Origin of the sequence: Streptococcus infantis (genome assembly GCF_047463615.1) — a bacterium.
GTDB lineage: Bacteria > Bacillota > Bacilli > Lactobacillales > Streptococcaceae > Streptococcus > Streptococcus infantis_X.
This window is the reverse complement of sequence record NZ_JASHDO010000001.1, coordinates 163887-180026: the sequence shown is the minus strand read 5'-3', so window position 1 is coordinate 180026 and position 16140 is coordinate 163887. Positions and strand designations below refer to the sequence as shown.

The window sequence follows — 16140 nt, the reverse complement described above, 5'->3', positions numbered from 1 at the left end:
TGTTTTTGTCATTACCTTTTATTATATCATTTTTTAGGTCAAAACAGATTGATATAAAGCCCTTATTTTAACCTGTCCCGTATTAAAAAAGTCGGAATAAAATCCGACTTTTTAATATTTACCTAGCAGAAAATACGAGCATCCATAATCCCAAAATGCTGTAATGTTAATCATGATATGGAGCAAAATGGGATAATAGAGAGAGTGAGTTTTTCGGTAGAGGAATGCATAAATTGCTCCTCCACTTGCATAGGTGAAAAAGGCGAGTGGTGTTAAACCTGAGCTGACATGCACATAGCCAAAGACACAGGCTGATAGCAAAACATCTCCATACCATGGTGAATCTTTCAAAAATGTATTCATCAGAACTCCTCGATATACCAATTCTTCTGTAATTGGTCCTAGAAGACAAACAATAAGTAAAAGATAAGGTAACTCTTGTCGCCCTGTCATCTCAGTCAATTCATTTAAAGCGATTTGATTGGACGTTGCAGGGGTTAAAAAGGAAAACACAATATCTGAAAGATAACTGACTCCATAAGCAAGAAGCAAATAAACTGGATATCTCCATTTCCACTTCAACTCAAGAATTCTTTTACCTTCGAATACTAGTAAATAAAGAATAGCTATAAAAGTAACGATGAGCTCTAAAAAAGAAAGAATTTGAAAAAATTCTCTACTAGCAGGCACAAGCCTACCTGCAAAATGATTAAAAATCCACCAAAACCATGTCTTCCTATAAACAATTACTAATAAAGCTAGTAAAATCTGTACTGTTCTTCTTTTCATAATAAGCCCTCTGCTTTTTCTTCATTATCTCTATAATCTCAACTGCATTGCAAGTTTAGTATAGCATATATTTGCCAATTATCTTCTTCAAATCTTAAATTGTCATCCAAACGTCCTAAATTGACATAGTAATCCTTATTTCCTCCAAAATATGCTATAATATAGATAAAAGACGTGAAAAGGAACTACTATGATTAAACTACTTGCTCTGGATATGGATGGAACTCTACTCAATGAAGCCAAGGAAATCCCTCAGGCTCATATTGACGCCATTCATAAGGCTATCGACAAAGGCGTCAAACTGGTTCTCTGTACTGGTCGTCCACTCTTTGGAGTCCTCCCATATTATAAGAAACTGGGTCTGGATTTGGAAAATGAATACGTCATCGTCAACAATGGATGTTCTACCCACCAAACCAGTGATTGGGGACTGGTTGACTGGCGGGAACTTAGCAAACCAGACATCGAATATCTGAATGACCTTGCTGAAAAGAGTGAGGTTCAATTAACTCTCTTTGATGAAGAGCACTACTTCGTTCTTGGAGGTAAACCAAATCCTATCGTTCAATATGATGCCACACTTGTTTTCTCTGACCTGACTGAAATCTCACTGGAAGAAGCTACTAGCGGGAAGTATCGTATGTTCCAAGGTATGTTTTTAGGGACAAAAGAACAGACAGATGACTTTGAACAACGATTTGCTGATGAACTTTGTCAAAAATTTAGCGGTGTTCGTTCACAACCAGTGATCTATGAAGCAATGCCACTCGGTACAACCAAGGCCTTTGCTCTTTCTCGTTTGGCTGAAATTTTAGATATCCAACCTTCTGAAATCATGGCTATGGGTGATGCCAATAACGACATTGAGATGTTAGAATTTGCTGGGCTGGGGATCGCTATGGGAAATGCCAGCGACCACGTCAAATCTCTCGCTGATGCCGTAACTGCTAGCAATGAAGAAGATGGTGTTGCACGCGCTATTGAGAAATATATTTTGTAAAAAATAAGCCCAGTCAACTAGTATTTCTAGCCAACTGGGCTTTTATTTTTTTTAAAAATTTAAAAACTTTAGAAACTCTTTAGAAATGCTTGACGATTCTTTGATATCTATGCTTTATACTAGAGTTATAAAAATAAAACACCTTAAAGATTAAAGGAGAAAACTATGAAAACAGTCCTCGAAATCCATGGCTTGTCCAAACAATTTGGCAAACAACCTATTCTACAAGATCTTAGTCTCTCAGTAAAAGAAGGAGATATCTATGGACTTATCGGAAAAAATGGTGCTGGTAAAACAACTCTGATTAAAATCGTTACACAATTATTATCTGCTGACCAAGGAACTATTTCCCTCTTTTCTAGTCAAGGGTATAAGGAGTGCACAAAAGCACTATCTCGAGTAGGTTCAGTCATTGAATCCCCAGTAGCTCACAATCATTTAACAGCCTATCAAAATCTAAGATACTATTGTACTATTCGACATATCCCAAATGCTGATCAAGTCATTCAGGAAACATTAAAGTATGTGGGGTTAGCAGATACAGGTAGAAAAGTTTTTCGAGATTTCTCTCTTGGAATGAAACAACGCCTAGGCATTGCTATTGCCCTCCTATCAAAACCAGACTTTCTCATCCTTGATGAACCCATCAATGGTCTTGACCCAATCGGTATCAAAGAGTTTCGTCAAATGATTCAACGTCTGCATCAAGAGAAAGGAATGACCATTCTCATCTCTAGTCATATCTTGTCAGAACTTTATCTTGTTGCCAATCGCTTTGGAATTCTGGACCAAGGAAAAATCATTCGAGAAATCAGTAAGGCTGAATTTGAGACACTGAATGAAGACTATATCGTTCTGAAAACAAGTGAAAAAGAAAAAGCTAGTCAAATCTTAAAAGACAAAGTGCGTCTTGAATTTAAAGTTGTGAATTCAGATAATGAGATTCATATTTTTAGTCATGAACAAGATGTCAAACGAATTCTCAAAGAACTTACTCTAGCAGATGTCGCTGTTGATGAGATTTACTATGCTCGTCAAAATCTTGAAGAATACTTCACACAATTAGTAAAATAGGAGGAAGATCATGATTCATACAATTCAAGCAGACTTTTACCGTCTTTTCCGTTCCAAAGGTTTTTGGATTACAGAGATTGTTCTCTTTGCACTCATGTTAATGGGAGCTACTATTGGGGCTACAGGACATCTAATGTCAGTTAATACAACGCCCCCAGAATCAGAAATTCCAACCCAAGGTTGGAATGGTGTGCAAGCCCTGATTAACGCATCGAGTCAAGGTTCAAACCTCGTTTTTCTCTGTATTATCCTTGCTTGCCTCGTTCTGGGAGTTGACCTTATCGGAAACCTCTATAAAAACAGTTTGACAGTAGGGGTTTCTCGCACAGAATTCTTCCTAGCTAAGTTTGTAGTATTAGCAAGTATCGCTCTAATGCAAATTCTTGTTAGTCTGGTTATTGCTTTCGTACCAGCAACTATCCTAAACGGGGTTGGTACGATACCAGAAGGATTTATTGGCAATCTACTTCTAACAATTGCTCTGGAATTCCTCTGCCTTCTAGCTTGGCTATCTATTGTTTCCTTCATTCTCTATGTGACTCATTCTTATTTGGCTGTTTTCATAGGCTATTTAATCAGTTCTATCTTGCTTTCAACACCGATGCTTATCTTTCCAGATATCGAGATTTTACGCTATTTATCCTTAAATGTTGCCTATGCCATGACTGCCTATAGTCAGGCTGTTCTATACACCATTATCGTTACAGTAACTGTTATTCTATTCTTTACCATTAGTGGACTTGCTGTTTTCAAAAAGAAAAGCTTATAAAAATGACCTCCTCTTTTCAAAAAGAGGAGGTTCTTTGTTTTAAAAGAGTATCTTAACTGTAAACCAGGCACCATCTGTACTTAGTTGTAGTTCTGCTCCAAGGAGATGGGATAGTTCTTCAGTAATATAAAGACCTAAACCAGACGATTCTTCTGTATCTGAGAGATTTTCAGAGTAAAATCGCTGACTGAGATTTTCAATTTTGCGAATGGGTTGTTTGACCAGATTTGAAATTTCCAAACAAATGTGATTGTCCACTTCCTTCAAAGAAAATCTCGCTTCATCCTTACCATGTTTTAAAACATTGCCAATGAGATTTTGCAACATACGGTCTAATAAATCTGAATCAGTCAACAAATACAAACTAGGTTCCACTTGTAAATCAAGGTTAATCTTTGCCGTCTGAAATGAATCATAATAGGTCAGCAGTTTTTGCGTCATAAATGTCGAGACTTCTAACTCAGATAAGTCAGGTTTTACTGCTCCCTCCATTAACCGACGATAGTCCAAAAGAGCCTCTAGACGTTTTGAAACTTGATTGAGATGATGGGAAATTTTTTTCAAACTCTCAGACTCAGGATTTTCTGTTTTAAGCAATTGCTGAGTATAACCCGATGCAATCGTTAAGGGCGTTCGAATATCGTGTGCAATATTGCTAATAGCCATGTCTAAAGTCTGTTTTTCACGTTTCATAATCAAGCGTGACTGCTCAACTTCTTGAAAGAGATGATTGATTTGCTGGTAAAGATGTAAAAAATCCTTAGAGAACGTTGATACTCCAATTCTTTTCATGCTTCCAGTAAGAATCTTATCTTCGATTTGTTGACTCAAGTTAACGAGTGCTAAATGGTAGCGAATCAACCATATCGTCAATAGGATAATAACCAGCACTAGCAAAGATAGTAAAATGTAGATCATTTCTCATCTCCTTTTAACCGAACACCAACTCCCCAGATAGTTTCAATATACTCTTGCTCTGGATCCAGTTGGCCTAATTTTTTACGGAGATTACTTAAATGAGTGTTGAGAGTATTATCGCCTGGTAAATAAGTATCCTCCCATACCAACTCATAGAGTTCTTCTTTCGTGAAAATTTTCTTAGGATGTCCCAGTAAGGTTTGGAGAATCAAACATTCTTTCTTAGCTAGGCGAATAGTTTCCTGGCAATTTTTGATTTCAAAACTATCTGCATCAAACTGAATATTTTTTAACTCTTGAATCAACTTGTCAGGATTTTCGATTTCAGCTGGTTGCTTGTCACTATTTTGACGTAATTGTACCGTAACTCTGGCAAAAACTTCATCCAAATCAAAAGGCTTTACAATATAATCATTAGCACCATCTAAGAGATATTGACTGATGAGCTTTTTATCGCTTAGGGCAGTTAGCATGATGACAGGAACTGAGCTATCTTTTCTAACGGCTTTTAAAACTTGATCGCCATTTTTTCCTGGAAGCATAATATCCAGCAAGATTAGATCAATGTTGCCTTGCTCAAAACGAATCATTCCTTCAGTACCAGAAAAAGCTTGAATCACCTCATGTTCCTCAGAAAGAAGAGTTTTCAAAATTTCTTGAATCTCATTATTATCTTCAATGATAAGTATTCTAGCCATAAACACCAACCTTTCTAATAGTATTATATCATGTTTTTTTAGGATTTTCGGATAAAGAAAAACTCTCCTTCATGCTTAAATACGAAGAAGAGTTCATTATCTATATTAAATTAAAGCTGTCAATGCGGTAATAAGTCCAAAAACAATACCTGGAGCATTTGCTGCTGCCAAAGGAATATCACGTTCTTTTTTAAAGAGTCCGTAGTATACCCAAAGACTGCAGTTAAGTGCAGCTACTGCTGGTTGGATAAAGTTTCCTTTTTGACCCGCAAGGTTATTCATAATTTGTGGAATATATGAGATATACATCATTACAGACATAAAGGTTGCAATCCAACCTAAAGTTTTCATTTGTTTTTCAGTCATTTTCTTCTCCTTTCAAAAGCAGTCTCAATTATACACTATTTTTTAAAATCATGTGAGCAAAAAAACTTTTTGTTAAGAAAATGTAAATTATCACAAGATTGTGATAAGAGAATTCGTAAAAATGGTGGTGGGACAGAAATCGATAGACATAGTCTCGATTTCGTAGTCCCAGCCCCGCGAGGATGATTAGGAGCTTTTTGGAGTCTAAAAGACGAACAAAAAGTTCAATCAGCTACCGCGTCAAAGTTTGATTGCTAATAAAAAGTGAGGTCGGGATCTTTTGTCCCAACCTCAATCTTAACCATTTTGAAAACTTACTTCTTCTCAATCGGTGCTACACTAGCCAACAGTTTTTTGAGGCCGACCTCTGGGAAATTGATTTTCAATTCCTGAGTAGTTCCACTTCCTGAAACTTCAAGGACAGTACCTTCGCCCCATTTCTTATGAAGTGCAATATCACCAATAGACCAGCTTGTCTCACTTGAAGCCGATTTAGAACCAGCTGCTGCAAACTGTCCAAATGGTAGTCCTTTTGATTGAATGAATCTTGGTGCTGCATTGCGTTTACGATCCTGAAGGGCTTGAGCTAGGCTCATTCCTTGTCCAAATGCGACACCTCCACTGCTATAAGTTGCTTTGAAGCTACTATTGGCTGGACGAGCCAAACCTTGATAGGTCAGTAAATCTGAACTAATCTCATTGATAAAGCGTGTTGGACGATTATAGTTGGTACGTCCAAAAAGCAAGCGTGAGTTGGCATTAGTCAGATAGAGAATTTTCTCTGCGCGCGTGATTCCTACATAGGCCAGACGACGTTCTTCTTCTAGTTCATCCACATTTTCTGCTGCACGACTAAGTGGAAAGACATTTTCTTCCATCCCAATCAAGAATACAACTGGAAACTCCAGTCCCTTGGCAGCATGGAGCGTCATCAAGGTTACTTCTGATGTTTCCTGACTGCCAGAGTCTGTATCTGCAATCAAGGCCAAGTCATTGAGGAAGCGACTTAGTTTATCCAGTCTAGTTTCTTCTTCCTGATTATCTGGATTATCATCGAAATTCTTGGTAACAGAAAGAAACTCTTCGATATTTTCGATGCGAGCTTTACTTTCCAAAGTCGCCTGGACATTGAGAATATCCACGTAGCCTGTCTTTTCCAAGACTGCTTCCACTAACTCAGTAATGGTTAATTGATCCAGTTGCTCCCGCAAATCAAGAATCATATTTGCAAAATCCCAGATCGACTGGGCTGCCTTACCTTTTATCCCTGACAACATAACGTTAGCTGAAGCGTCTAGCATGGATAGGTTTTGCATATTAGCAAAATCACGGATTTTCTCTACTGTTCCTGGTCCAATACCACGTTTAGGTTCATTGATAATGCGCTCAAAACTGATATTATCACTCAAGTTGGCAATGAGATTCAGATAGGCGATAATATCACGAATTTCTTTACGGCTGTAGAACTTAGTTCCACCGACCATGGTATAAGGAATATTGGATTTGAGCAGAGCCTCTTCAATCGTACGAGATTGGGCATTGGTACGGTAAAGAACTGCAAAGTCCTTGTGGAGGAAGTTTTGGCTTCGACCAAGTTCATCAATGGTTTTGGCTACAAAGACTGCCTCGTCTTGTTCATCATTAGCACGATAGTAGACAATCTGTTCCCCATCAGCATTTTGAGTCCATAGATTCTTAGAACGACGATTTTTATTGTTTTTGATGACATCGTTAGCTGCTTGGAGAATGGTTTTGGTTGAGCGGTAATTTTCCTCCAACAAAACAACCTTGGCTTTAGGATAATCCTTCTCAAAATCCAAGATATTCTGCATATCAGCACCACGCCAACCGTAGATAGACTGGTCAGCATCCCCAACTACACAGATATTTTGAAAGCGTGAAGCCAGGAGTTTAACTAATTGATACTGGGCATGGTTGGTATCTTGATACTCATCAACGTGGATGTACTGGAACTTTTGCTGGTAATAAGTTAATACATCAGGATTTTGGTCAAAGAGCCGCAAGGTCAACATAATCAAATCATCAAAGTCAACTGATTCAGACTGACGGAGTTCCTTTTGATAGGCATCATAACACTTAGAGACAATGTTTGTATATAAATCTCCTGCTTGAGCAGCATAAGCAACATCATCAATCAGATCATTCTTAGCATTTGAAATGGTTCCCAATATAGTCCGTTCATTCCATTTTTTTGGATCCAAGTTTAACTGTTTGAGAATGCGTTTCATCAGTGTTCGCTGCTCACCTGGATCGATAATGGTAAAGTTACGATTGTAACCAATATGATCCGCATCACGACGTAGGATACGCACACACATAGAGTGGAAGGTCGCGATCAAACAATCCTGAGTAGCTGGGTTGAGCCCATAAGCACGCTCCTTCATTTCACGCGCAGCCTTATTGGTAAAGGTAATGGCCAAGATATTCCATGGGTTTACCATCTTTTCATCAATTAAGTAGGCAATACGGTGGGTTAAAACTCGGGTCTTTCCAGAACCAGCCCCCGCCATGATCAGCAGTGGACCTTCTGTTGTTTGGACCGCTTCAGCCTGTCGGTCATTCATACCGTTTAATAATTCGTTCATTTCCTCTTCCTTATTCTTCAAGTCAATGTTTCTATTATATCAAAAAAGCGGAAAAATAACTTTTCTTAGAACTCTTCTGATTATTTTAGTTGGCAAGACAAGAAGAGGCTGGGACAAAAGTCCTAGCCTCTCAATTCTCTTTTGATTGTCGAGCAAGACGCAGTGGTTGAATAGGCTCTACTACGCTGATTTCATCAGCTTTTACAGCCCTACTCAACTGTGCGGAGGTGGGACGACGAAATCGAATTCTAACGAATTACCGATTTCTGTCCCACTCTCAGTAATTATTCTATTAATCCTTTATAGACTGCAAAAGCGTCATTAGGGCTTGGGCAGAACGACGTCCTGCTTCTACGATAAACTCATCAAAGGAAACGGATGCTTCATGATTGGCATTGTCACTCATAGCACGAATGACCAAGAAAGGTAGATTCAAGGCATGAGCTGCTTGAGCAATAGCTGCTCCTTCCATCTCTACAGCAAGAACTTGAGGGAAGTGTTCTTTAATGACCTTGATTTTATCTTCTCCAGCCACAAAACTATCACCTGTAGCGATTAGGCCCAAGTGCCAAGTTTGTTCCAGTTTAGACAAACTCTCTTGAATCAAACTGATAAACTTTTTGTCTGATTCAAAATAAAGAGGTTGTTGAGCCATTTGACCGTAATCATAGCCAAAGGCAGTCACATCAACATCGTGATAGGCAAGCTTGTCTGCAATCACTACATCCCCTACTGCGATCCCAGTTGCCACTGCACCAGCAGATCCAGTATTAATCACTGCATCAACCTGAAAGTGATCTGCTAAGATAGCGACACTCATTGCAGACATGACTTTTCCGATACCACTCTCTACGAGTACAAGTTCAACAGAACCAACTTTACCGGTATGATAGCTATTTCCCAGAACCTTTTCTTCACGAGCGTCCTCCAAGTGTTGAAGTAAGTAAGCTAGTTCTTCAGGCATAGCTGCAATAATTCCAATTTTCATGATAGTCCCCCTAAATAAATCTCATTGCTAGAATTAACAAAATCAAGAGAAGAATAACTGCAAATAGAATCTTATTCAATTTAGAATTAAAGACATTTCTCTTAGTATTTTCAATCCGACGACTTTTGTGAATAGAGGGTTCAACTTCGATAGTCAGTGTATCTTGGCTAAAGCCATGATCTCTGCTTCGTGAATAGGCAAAATTTTGAGAAGAAGTCGGTAAAATCTTAGTTTCCTCATCGTCAACCAAAGGAGGACCTGAGATGTCCTCTCCTCGATTGGCACGTTCAATCATTTCATCTGTTAATAAAGGTTTACCCATGGGTTCCTCCACTATTTTTTTGTAATTCCCAGTACTGGATAGCCATAATGGTCTTAGCATCACAAATATCTCCAGACTGGATCAATGCTTTAGCTTGGTCAAGACTGACCTCGAGTAGCTCTAAAGTCTCATCTTCATCCTGAGGACGAGGATTTTCAACTTTTGTCAAATCGCTTGCCAAGTAAAGTTTTAAACGCTCGTTACAAAATCCAATCGCAGAATAAAAATCATAAAGAAGATTTAGTTTGCCAGTATAGGCTGCTTCTTCTTCTAATTCACGAAGGGCTGCTGCTTCTGGATCTGCATTTTCACCTACTTCAAGCTTACCTGCAGGAATTTCATAAGAAACTTTCTCAATTGCCTTACGATATTGTTTAACTAAGACAATCTTATTTTCTGGAGTAACTGCTAAGACACATACCGCTCCATTGTGAAAAATCAAATCACGTTGTGCTTTACCTTTGCCAGAAGGAAGTTCAACCTGGTCTTGAACCAATTGGAAGATTGGTCCACTATAGATTTCTTTACGACTTAGGGTCTTTTCTTCGAATTCCATGTTTAACTCCTATTTGTTTTTAGGGTGATGTGGCAGACGAGTAGCATAACCATCTTTATTAGCTTGACGACCACGACCGATGGCAATGGCATCAGCAGGAACATTCTTAGTGATGGTAGAACCAGCACCAACAAGAGAGTTATCTCCAAGCTCTACTGGTGCAATAATGGTTGAATTAGAACCGACAAAAACATTGTTTCCAATCACTGTCTTGTATTTGTTCTGCCCATCGTAATTTACAGTGATCGTTCCTGCACCGAAGTTGACATCACTACCAACCTCACAGTTACCAATGTATGTCAAATGGCCAGCTTTTGTATTTTCTCCAATGCTAGAACCTTTGACTTCAACAAAGTTCCCGATATGCACATCTTTTGCAAGACTTGAGCCTGGACGGATATGAGCATAAGGACCAACTGTAACGCCACCAGCAACCGTGCTTTCTTCAATCATTGAATTGGTAATCACTGCTCCTGCTCCGATACTACTATCAACGATATAAGTTCCGTTGGTCAAAACAGTTTCTGCACCAATCTTACTAGAACCTTTGAGGGTTACATTTGCTTCGATTTGAACTTCTGGAGCAATTTCAACATCAATGTCAATGTAAGTAGCTTCAGGATTCACAAAACTAACTCCATTAACCATGTGGGCTTGGTTAATGCGACGACGCATGATACCTTCGGCTGTGGCAAGGGCAACACGGTCATTTACTCCAAGACTTTCGTCAAAGTCTTTCAGAGTATAAGCTCCAACTTTTTCTCCTGCTTCACGGAAAATACCAATCACATCTGTGATATAGTATTCACCTTGAGCGTTGTTGGTATTGATATTCTTAAGAGCTTCAAAGAGACGAGCATTATCAAAGACATAGGTTCCTGTATTGATTTCCTTGATTTGTTTTTCAAAATCTGTAGCATCCTTCTGCTCAACGATTCGGAGCACTTCAGCATTCTCATTACGAACAATACGTCCATAGCCAAATGGATCTTCAGCTTCTGCCGTAAGGATTGTAGCTACATTCTTGTGATTTATGTGGAAATCAATCAAATTTTTAAGACTTTCCCCAGTGATTAATGGTGTATCACCAGCGATAACCAATGTTTGTCCGGAAAGACCTTCAAGAATTGGCTCAGCCATCATGACTGCATGACCTGTACCTAATTGTTCAGACTGTCTCACAAAATCTGTTTGACCAGCTAAAACTTGCTCCACTAGTTCTGCTTTATGGCCAACAACCGTTACTGTTTTTTCAGGTTTAATTGCGCCAACGCTACGAAAAACATGCTCAAGCATTGAAATTCCTGCAACCTTGTGCATGACTTTAGGTAGATCTGATTTCATACGGGTACCTTTACCCGCTGCTAAAATAACTGCATAATTTGCCATATTTTTCTCTTTTCTATTGAAATTCCTTTTAATTATATCATATTTTTACTCTTTCAAACACAAAAGAAGTCAAGTGGGCTAAAACAGAGTCTTTACGGCATAATTTCGAGTATTTTTTTTGATTTTTTCCCCCATTTACGATAAACTATAGAAGTATGAGAAAGAAAATTAATCCCGCTTTTATTTTTACTGTATTAGCTCTTATCGTGGGGGTTTTGGTCCTAAATCGACCCAAGTTTGAAGACCATCCCGTCAAAACAAAGCAAAATCCAGTTCAAGTAGAAACTCAAGCTTTACATAATATCAATAAACCTATTGTTGATGTTTCTGGTTGGCAAAGGCCGTCAGAGATTAATTATGACACCTTATCTCAAAATATCTCTGGTGCGATTGTTCGCGTTCATTATGGAGGTCAAGTTTCTGAAGAAAATGACGCTGCCTATAAAAACGGAGTCGATAAGGTCTACAAGGAGCATATCACTGAGTTTCAAAAACGAAATATTCCAGTAGCTGTTTATGCTTATGTTGCTGGAAAAAACATAGAAGAAATGGAAAAAGCTGCCGAAGTCTTTTATAACGCTTCTTCTCCTTATAATCCCAGCTACTATTGGTTAGATGTTGAGGAAAAAACCATGTCTGACATGAACAAGGGAGTTGAGGCTTTTCGAGCTAAACTAGCTGCACTAGGAGCTAAAAATATCGGTATCTATGTTGGTGTCTACTTTATGGAGGAGCATAGTATCAGTACTGAGAATTTCTCGGCTATCTGGATACCGTCCTATGGGACCAACTCGGGTTACTATGATAGTGCTCCTAATACAGATCTTGACTATGATCTTCACCAATATACCTCTCATGGAAACCTTGGTGGATTTGAACATCATCTAGATTTGAATCTTATTTCTACTTTAAAAGATAAGGAAGAGACATTTAGAAAATTATTCTTAAAGCCTTAACAACTATTACAATGAGCAAGTCAGACATTGCTTTCTGCTTGCTTTTCTTTATTTTGTATTATAGAAATACTATAAATATGTTTAAACTAATTTAAATTTTGGAGGACCTTTATGTTATCATGGCTATCAAAAATTATTAAAGGAATTGTTATTGCTCTCGGTTTTATTTTGCCAGGAATTTCTGGTGGTGTTCTTGCCGCTATCTTGGGAATTTATGAAAGAATGATTCGTTTCCTTGCCCATCCTTTCAAGAATTTAAAAGAAGATCTACTCTTTTTCCTACCTGTCGGTATTGGAATGCTCCTAGGTATCGGCCTTTTCTCATATCCTATTGAGTACCTTCTCGAAAATTATCAAGTGTATGTGTTGTGGAGTTTTGCTGGTGCTATCATCGGAACTATTCCAAGTCTTGTCAAAGAATCTACCCGTGACTCCGAGAGAGATAAGATTGATCTCATTTGGTTTTGGGCGACCTTTATCCTTTCAGGTATTGCCCTCTATGCCTTAAACTTTGTCGTCGGATCATTGTCAGCTAATTTCCTTAACTTTACTCTTGCTGGATGCTTATTGGCACTTGGAATTTTAGTGCCAGGACTCAGCCCTTCTAATCTTCTTTTAATCCTTGGTCTATACAGTCCGATGCTAACTGGATTCAAAACCTTTGACTTATTCGGAACCTTCCTTCCAATAGGAATTGGAGCACTTGCTACTCTTGTCATTTTTTCAAAATTTATGGACTTCGCTCTCCGTGTCTATCAATCTCGTGTTTACCACTTTATCATCGGAATTGTTCTTTCAAGTACAATCTTAATCCTCATTCCAAATGCTGGTAATGCTGAAAGCATCAGCTACAGTGGATTATCTCTTGTGTCTTATGTCATTATCGCATTTTTCTTTGCCCTAGGTATTTGGCTAGGTATTTGGATGAGTCAATTGGAGGATAAATACAAATAATGGCTAAAAAAGTAAAAGTCAAAAAAACCTTGGTCCAACAAATTTTAACCAAGGCAGGGATTAATCATAAAGGAATTCAAATTAATGCTTTGGAAGGTGAGTTACCTCAAGGTTACGATAAAAGCCAGATTTTCAAAACTTTAGCCCTTCTGGGAGATAAGACTGGTCCCCTTATCGGTATCCTTCCTATCACTGAACACCTTTCTGAAAAGAAGCTTGCAAAGATTTCTGGTAATAAGAAAGTCAGCATGATTCCACAAAAAGACCTCGAAAAGACAACAGGCTATATCCATGGCGCCAATAATCCAGTTGGAATTCGTCAAAAACATAACTACCCTATCTTTATCGATCAAAGTGCACTTGAGCTTGAAGAAATGATCGTTTCGGCAGGTGAAGTTGGGCATAGTATTATTATCAACCCAAAAGACCTTGCAAGCTTTGTTAAAGCAGACTTTGCAGATATTTTAGAAGGACAATGATCAATGAAACTATACTTTGTTCGCCACGGTAAAACTCTTTGGAATCTTGAAGGACGTTTTCAAGGGGCAAGTGGTGACTCACCACTCCTTGAGAAATCCATTGAGACCTTAAAACAATTGGGCCAGTATCTCCGGGAAATTCCATTTGATGTGATTTATTCTAGTGATCTTCCTCGTGCCGTAACTTCTGCTCAGATTATCCAAAGTCAACTGAAAGATAGCTGTCCCTTACAAGAAACATCCCTTCTAAGAGAATGGCAACTTGGAAAACTTGAAGGAGCAAAATTTGCAACTTTAAAAGCAATCTATCCCGATCAAATGAATGCTCTCCGTAGCAATTTAGCGAAGTTTGATTCGACTATGTTTGGTGCTGAGTCCGTTTATCAAACAACACAACGAACTATCAATTTTGTTAAATCACTTCAAGATCAAGATTTTGATCATGTTTTAATCGTCGGTCACGGAGCCAATCTCACAGCAAGTATACAAACTCTGCTAGGTTACGATGTTCCTCTACTTAGAAAAGATGGTGGTCTAGCAAATGCTAGTGTTACCGTTCTTGAAACATCCGACTTTGAAAACTTCAATCTTATAGTCTGGAATGACACTTCTTATCAAACATAGAACTGAACTTAACAATCACTGTTAAGTTCTTTTTATATTTTGTAGAATATCCGTGAATTTATTTGACATTTATGTTAAAATGGGAGTATCGCAATATAGACTCATCCTATCAAGTATTGAGTAAAAACTAGGAGGAAACCATGTCAACAGAACATATGGAAGAACTAAATGACCAGCAGATCGTTCGCCGTGAAAAAATGGCTGCGCTCCGCGAACAAGGAATTGATCCATTCGGTAAACGCTTTGAACGCACTGCAAATTCACAAGAACTAAAAGATAAATATGCTGATCTCGATAAAGAAAAACTACACGAATTGAACGAAACTGCTACTATTGCAGGTCGTCTTGTTACCAAACGTGGTAAAGGTAAGGTTGGATTTGCCCACCTTCAAGATCGCGAAGGTCAAATCCAAATTTATGTGCGTAAAGACGAAGTCGGAGAAGAAAACTACGAAATCTTTAAAAAAGCTGATTTAGGAGACTTCCTTGGTGTTGAAGGTGAAGTCATGCGTACTGATATGGGAGAACTCTCTATCAAGGCAACTCACATCACTCACTTGTCTAAAGCTCTTCGTCCACTTCCAGAAAAATTCCACGGTTTGACAGACGTTGAAACCATCTACCGTAAACGTTACCTTGATTTGATTTCTAACCGTGAAAGCTTTGAACGCTTTGTTACTCGTTCAAAAATCATCTCTGAAATCCGTCGTTACCTTGATCAAAAAGGTTTCCTTGAAGTGGAAACACCTGTTCTTCACAATGAAGCTGGTGGTGCTGCTGCCCGTCCATTTATCACTCACCACAATGCCCAAAACATTGACATGGTGCTTCGTATCGCGACTGAGCTCCACTTAAAACGTCTTATCGTTGGTGGTATGGAACGTGTTTATGAGATTGGTCGTATCTTCCGTAACGAAGGAATGGATGCTACACACAACCCTGAGTTCACTTCTATCGAAGTTTACCAAGCTTATGCAGACTTCCAAGATATCATGGACTTGACTGAAGGCATTATCCAACACACTGCAAAAGCTGTTAAAGGCGATGACCCAGTTAACTACCAAGGTACTGAAATCAAAATTAACGAACCATTCAAACGTGTTCACATGGTTGATGCTATCAAAGAAATTACAGGTGTTGATTTCTGGAAAGATATGACTTTGGAAGAAGCTAAGGCAATCGCAGCTGAAAAGAAAGTTCCAGTTGAAAAACATTACACTGAAGTTGGTCATATCATCAATGCTTTCTTTGAAGAATTTGTTGAAGAAACTTTGATTCAACCTACCTTTGTCTACGGTCATCCAGTAGCTGTATCTCCACTTGCTAAGAAAAATCCTGAAGATGAGCGCTTTACCGACCGTTTTGAACTCTTCATTATGACTAAAGAATACGGAAATGCCTTTACTGAGTTGAACGACCCAATCGATCAGCTTAGCCGTTTTGAAGCTCAAGCCAAAGCCAAAGAACTTGGTGACGATGAAGCGACTGGTATTGACTACGACTACATCGAGGCTCTTGAATACGGTATGCCACCAACAGGTGGTTTGGGAATCGGTATCGACCGTCTCTGTATGCTCCTCACTGATACAACAACTATCCGTGATGTGCTTCTTTTCCCAACTATGAAATAAAATACAAATCTCCTAGTCACA

Annotated in this window: 16 protein-coding genes and 1 pseudogene; 8 read left to right on the top strand and 9 right to left on the bottom strand. The window is 38.6% G+C overall.

The window, feature by feature from the left end:
• Positions 1–118 precede the first annotated feature (118 nt).
• Positions 119–789, bottom strand: a pseudogene (locus tag QM874_RS00890) (lysostaphin resistance A-like protein).
• Between the two features lie 190 nt (positions 790–979).
• Between QM874_RS00890 and QM874_RS00885 the strand changes: the two are divergent.
• The 3 genes from QM874_RS00885 (at position 980) to QM874_RS00875 (ending at position 3632) form a co-directional block, all read left to right on the top strand.
• Positions 980–1789 (top strand): Cof-type HAD-IIB family hydrolase, encoded by an 810-nt coding sequence (locus QM874_RS00885; RefSeq protein ID WP_414315855.1) that lies wholly within the window; start codon positions 980–982, stop codon positions 1787–1789.
• A 165-nt stretch (positions 1790–1954) separates the two neighbouring features.
• A complete protein-coding gene (locus QM874_RS00880) occupies positions 1955–2863 on the top strand; it encodes an ATP-binding cassette domain-containing protein (RefSeq protein WP_414315854.1) in 909 nt (302 codons plus the stop codon).
• 10 nt (positions 2864–2873) lie between these two features.
• A complete protein-coding gene (locus QM874_RS00875) occupies positions 2874–3632 on the top strand; it encodes an ABC transporter permease (RefSeq protein ID WP_414315853.1) in 759 nt (252 codons plus the stop codon).
• Between the two features lie 39 nt (positions 3633–3671).
• Here QM874_RS00875 and QM874_RS00870 read toward each other — a convergent pair whose 3' ends face one another.
• The 8 genes from QM874_RS00870 to glmU all read right to left on the bottom strand — a co-directional run bounded on the left by QM874_RS00870 (position 3672) and on the right by glmU (position 11475).
• Positions 3672–4550: a sensor histidine kinase gene (locus QM874_RS00870; RefSeq protein WP_414315852.1), complete on the bottom strand. Its 879-nt coding sequence runs from the start codon at positions 4548–4550 to the stop codon at positions 3672–3674.
• Complete coding sequence (locus QM874_RS00865) at positions 4547–5248, bottom strand: response regulator transcription factor (protein WP_414315851.1); 702 nt, start codon at positions 5246–5248, stop codon at positions 4547–4549. The genes QM874_RS00870 and QM874_RS00865 overlap by 4 nt, the downstream gene beginning before the upstream one ends.
• Before the next feature lie 105 nt (positions 5249–5353).
• Positions 5354–5614 carry a SemiSWEET family transporter gene (locus tag QM874_RS00860; protein ID WP_414315850.1) on the bottom strand — a complete coding sequence of 87 codons (261 nt, stop codon included), beginning with the start codon at positions 5612–5614 and terminating at the stop codon, positions 5354–5356.
• Positions 5615–5928: 314 nt separating this feature from the next.
• Complete coding sequence (gene pcrA / locus QM874_RS00855) at positions 5929–8220, bottom strand: DNA helicase PcrA (RefSeq protein ID WP_414315849.1); 2292 nt, start codon at positions 8218–8220, stop codon at positions 5929–5931.
• 292 nt (positions 8221–8512) lie between these two features.
• Positions 8513–9208, bottom strand: a complete 696-nt coding sequence (locus tag QM874_RS00850; RefSeq protein WP_414270019.1) for a 5'-methylthioadenosine/adenosylhomocysteine nucleosidase — start codon at positions 9206–9208, stop codon at positions 8513–8515.
• A gap of 10 nt (positions 9209–9218) precedes the next feature.
• Entirely contained in the window at positions 9219–9530 is a 312-nt protein-coding gene (macP, locus tag QM874_RS00845; RefSeq protein WP_414315848.1) for a cell wall synthase accessory phosphoprotein MacP, read from the bottom strand.
• A complete protein-coding gene (locus QM874_RS00840; protein ID WP_414315847.1) occupies positions 9523–10086 on the bottom strand; it encodes an NUDIX hydrolase in 564 nt (187 codons plus the stop codon). Before QM874_RS00840 ends, macP begins: the two co-directional genes overlap by 8 nt.
• 9 nt (positions 10087–10095) lie before the next feature.
• Positions 10096–11475 (bottom strand): bifunctional UDP-N-acetylglucosamine diphosphorylase/glucosamine-1-phosphate N-acetyltransferase GlmU, encoded by a 1380-nt coding sequence (gene glmU / locus QM874_RS00835; protein ID WP_414315846.1) that lies wholly within the window; start codon positions 11473–11475, stop codon positions 10096–10098.
• 155 nt (positions 11476–11630) lie between these two features.
• On the opposite strand from glmU, the gene QM874_RS00830 reads away from it, so the two are divergent.
• From QM874_RS00830 to lysS, 5 genes are all read left to right on the top strand, one after another.
• The gene (locus tag QM874_RS00830; protein ID WP_414315845.1) at positions 11631–12431 is read left to right on the top strand and encodes a glycoside hydrolase family 25 protein; all 801 of its coding nucleotides are present in this window, start codon (positions 11631–11633) and stop codon (positions 12429–12431) included.
• 111 nt (positions 12432–12542) lie between these two features.
• Positions 12543–13385 carry a DUF368 domain-containing protein gene (locus QM874_RS00825; RefSeq protein ID WP_414315844.1) on the top strand — a complete coding sequence of 281 codons (843 nt, stop codon included), beginning with the start codon at positions 12543–12545 and terminating at the stop codon, positions 13383–13385.
• The gene (locus tag QM874_RS00820) at positions 13385–13864 is read left to right on the top strand and encodes an aminoacyl-tRNA deacylase (protein WP_414315843.1); all 480 of its coding nucleotides are present in this window, start codon (positions 13385–13387) and stop codon (positions 13862–13864) included. The genes QM874_RS00825 and QM874_RS00820 overlap by 1 nt, the downstream gene beginning before the upstream one ends.
• 3 nt (positions 13865–13867) lie before the next feature.
• Positions 13868–14488 (top strand): histidine phosphatase family protein, encoded by a 621-nt coding sequence (locus tag QM874_RS00815; RefSeq protein WP_414315842.1) that lies wholly within the window; start codon positions 13868–13870, stop codon positions 14486–14488.
• A gap of 140 nt (positions 14489–14628) precedes the next feature.
• Entirely contained in the window at positions 14629–16119 is a 1491-nt protein-coding gene (gene lysS / locus QM874_RS00810; RefSeq protein ID WP_414315841.1) for a lysine--tRNA ligase, read from the top strand.
• Positions 16120–16140: the final 21 nt, after the last annotated feature.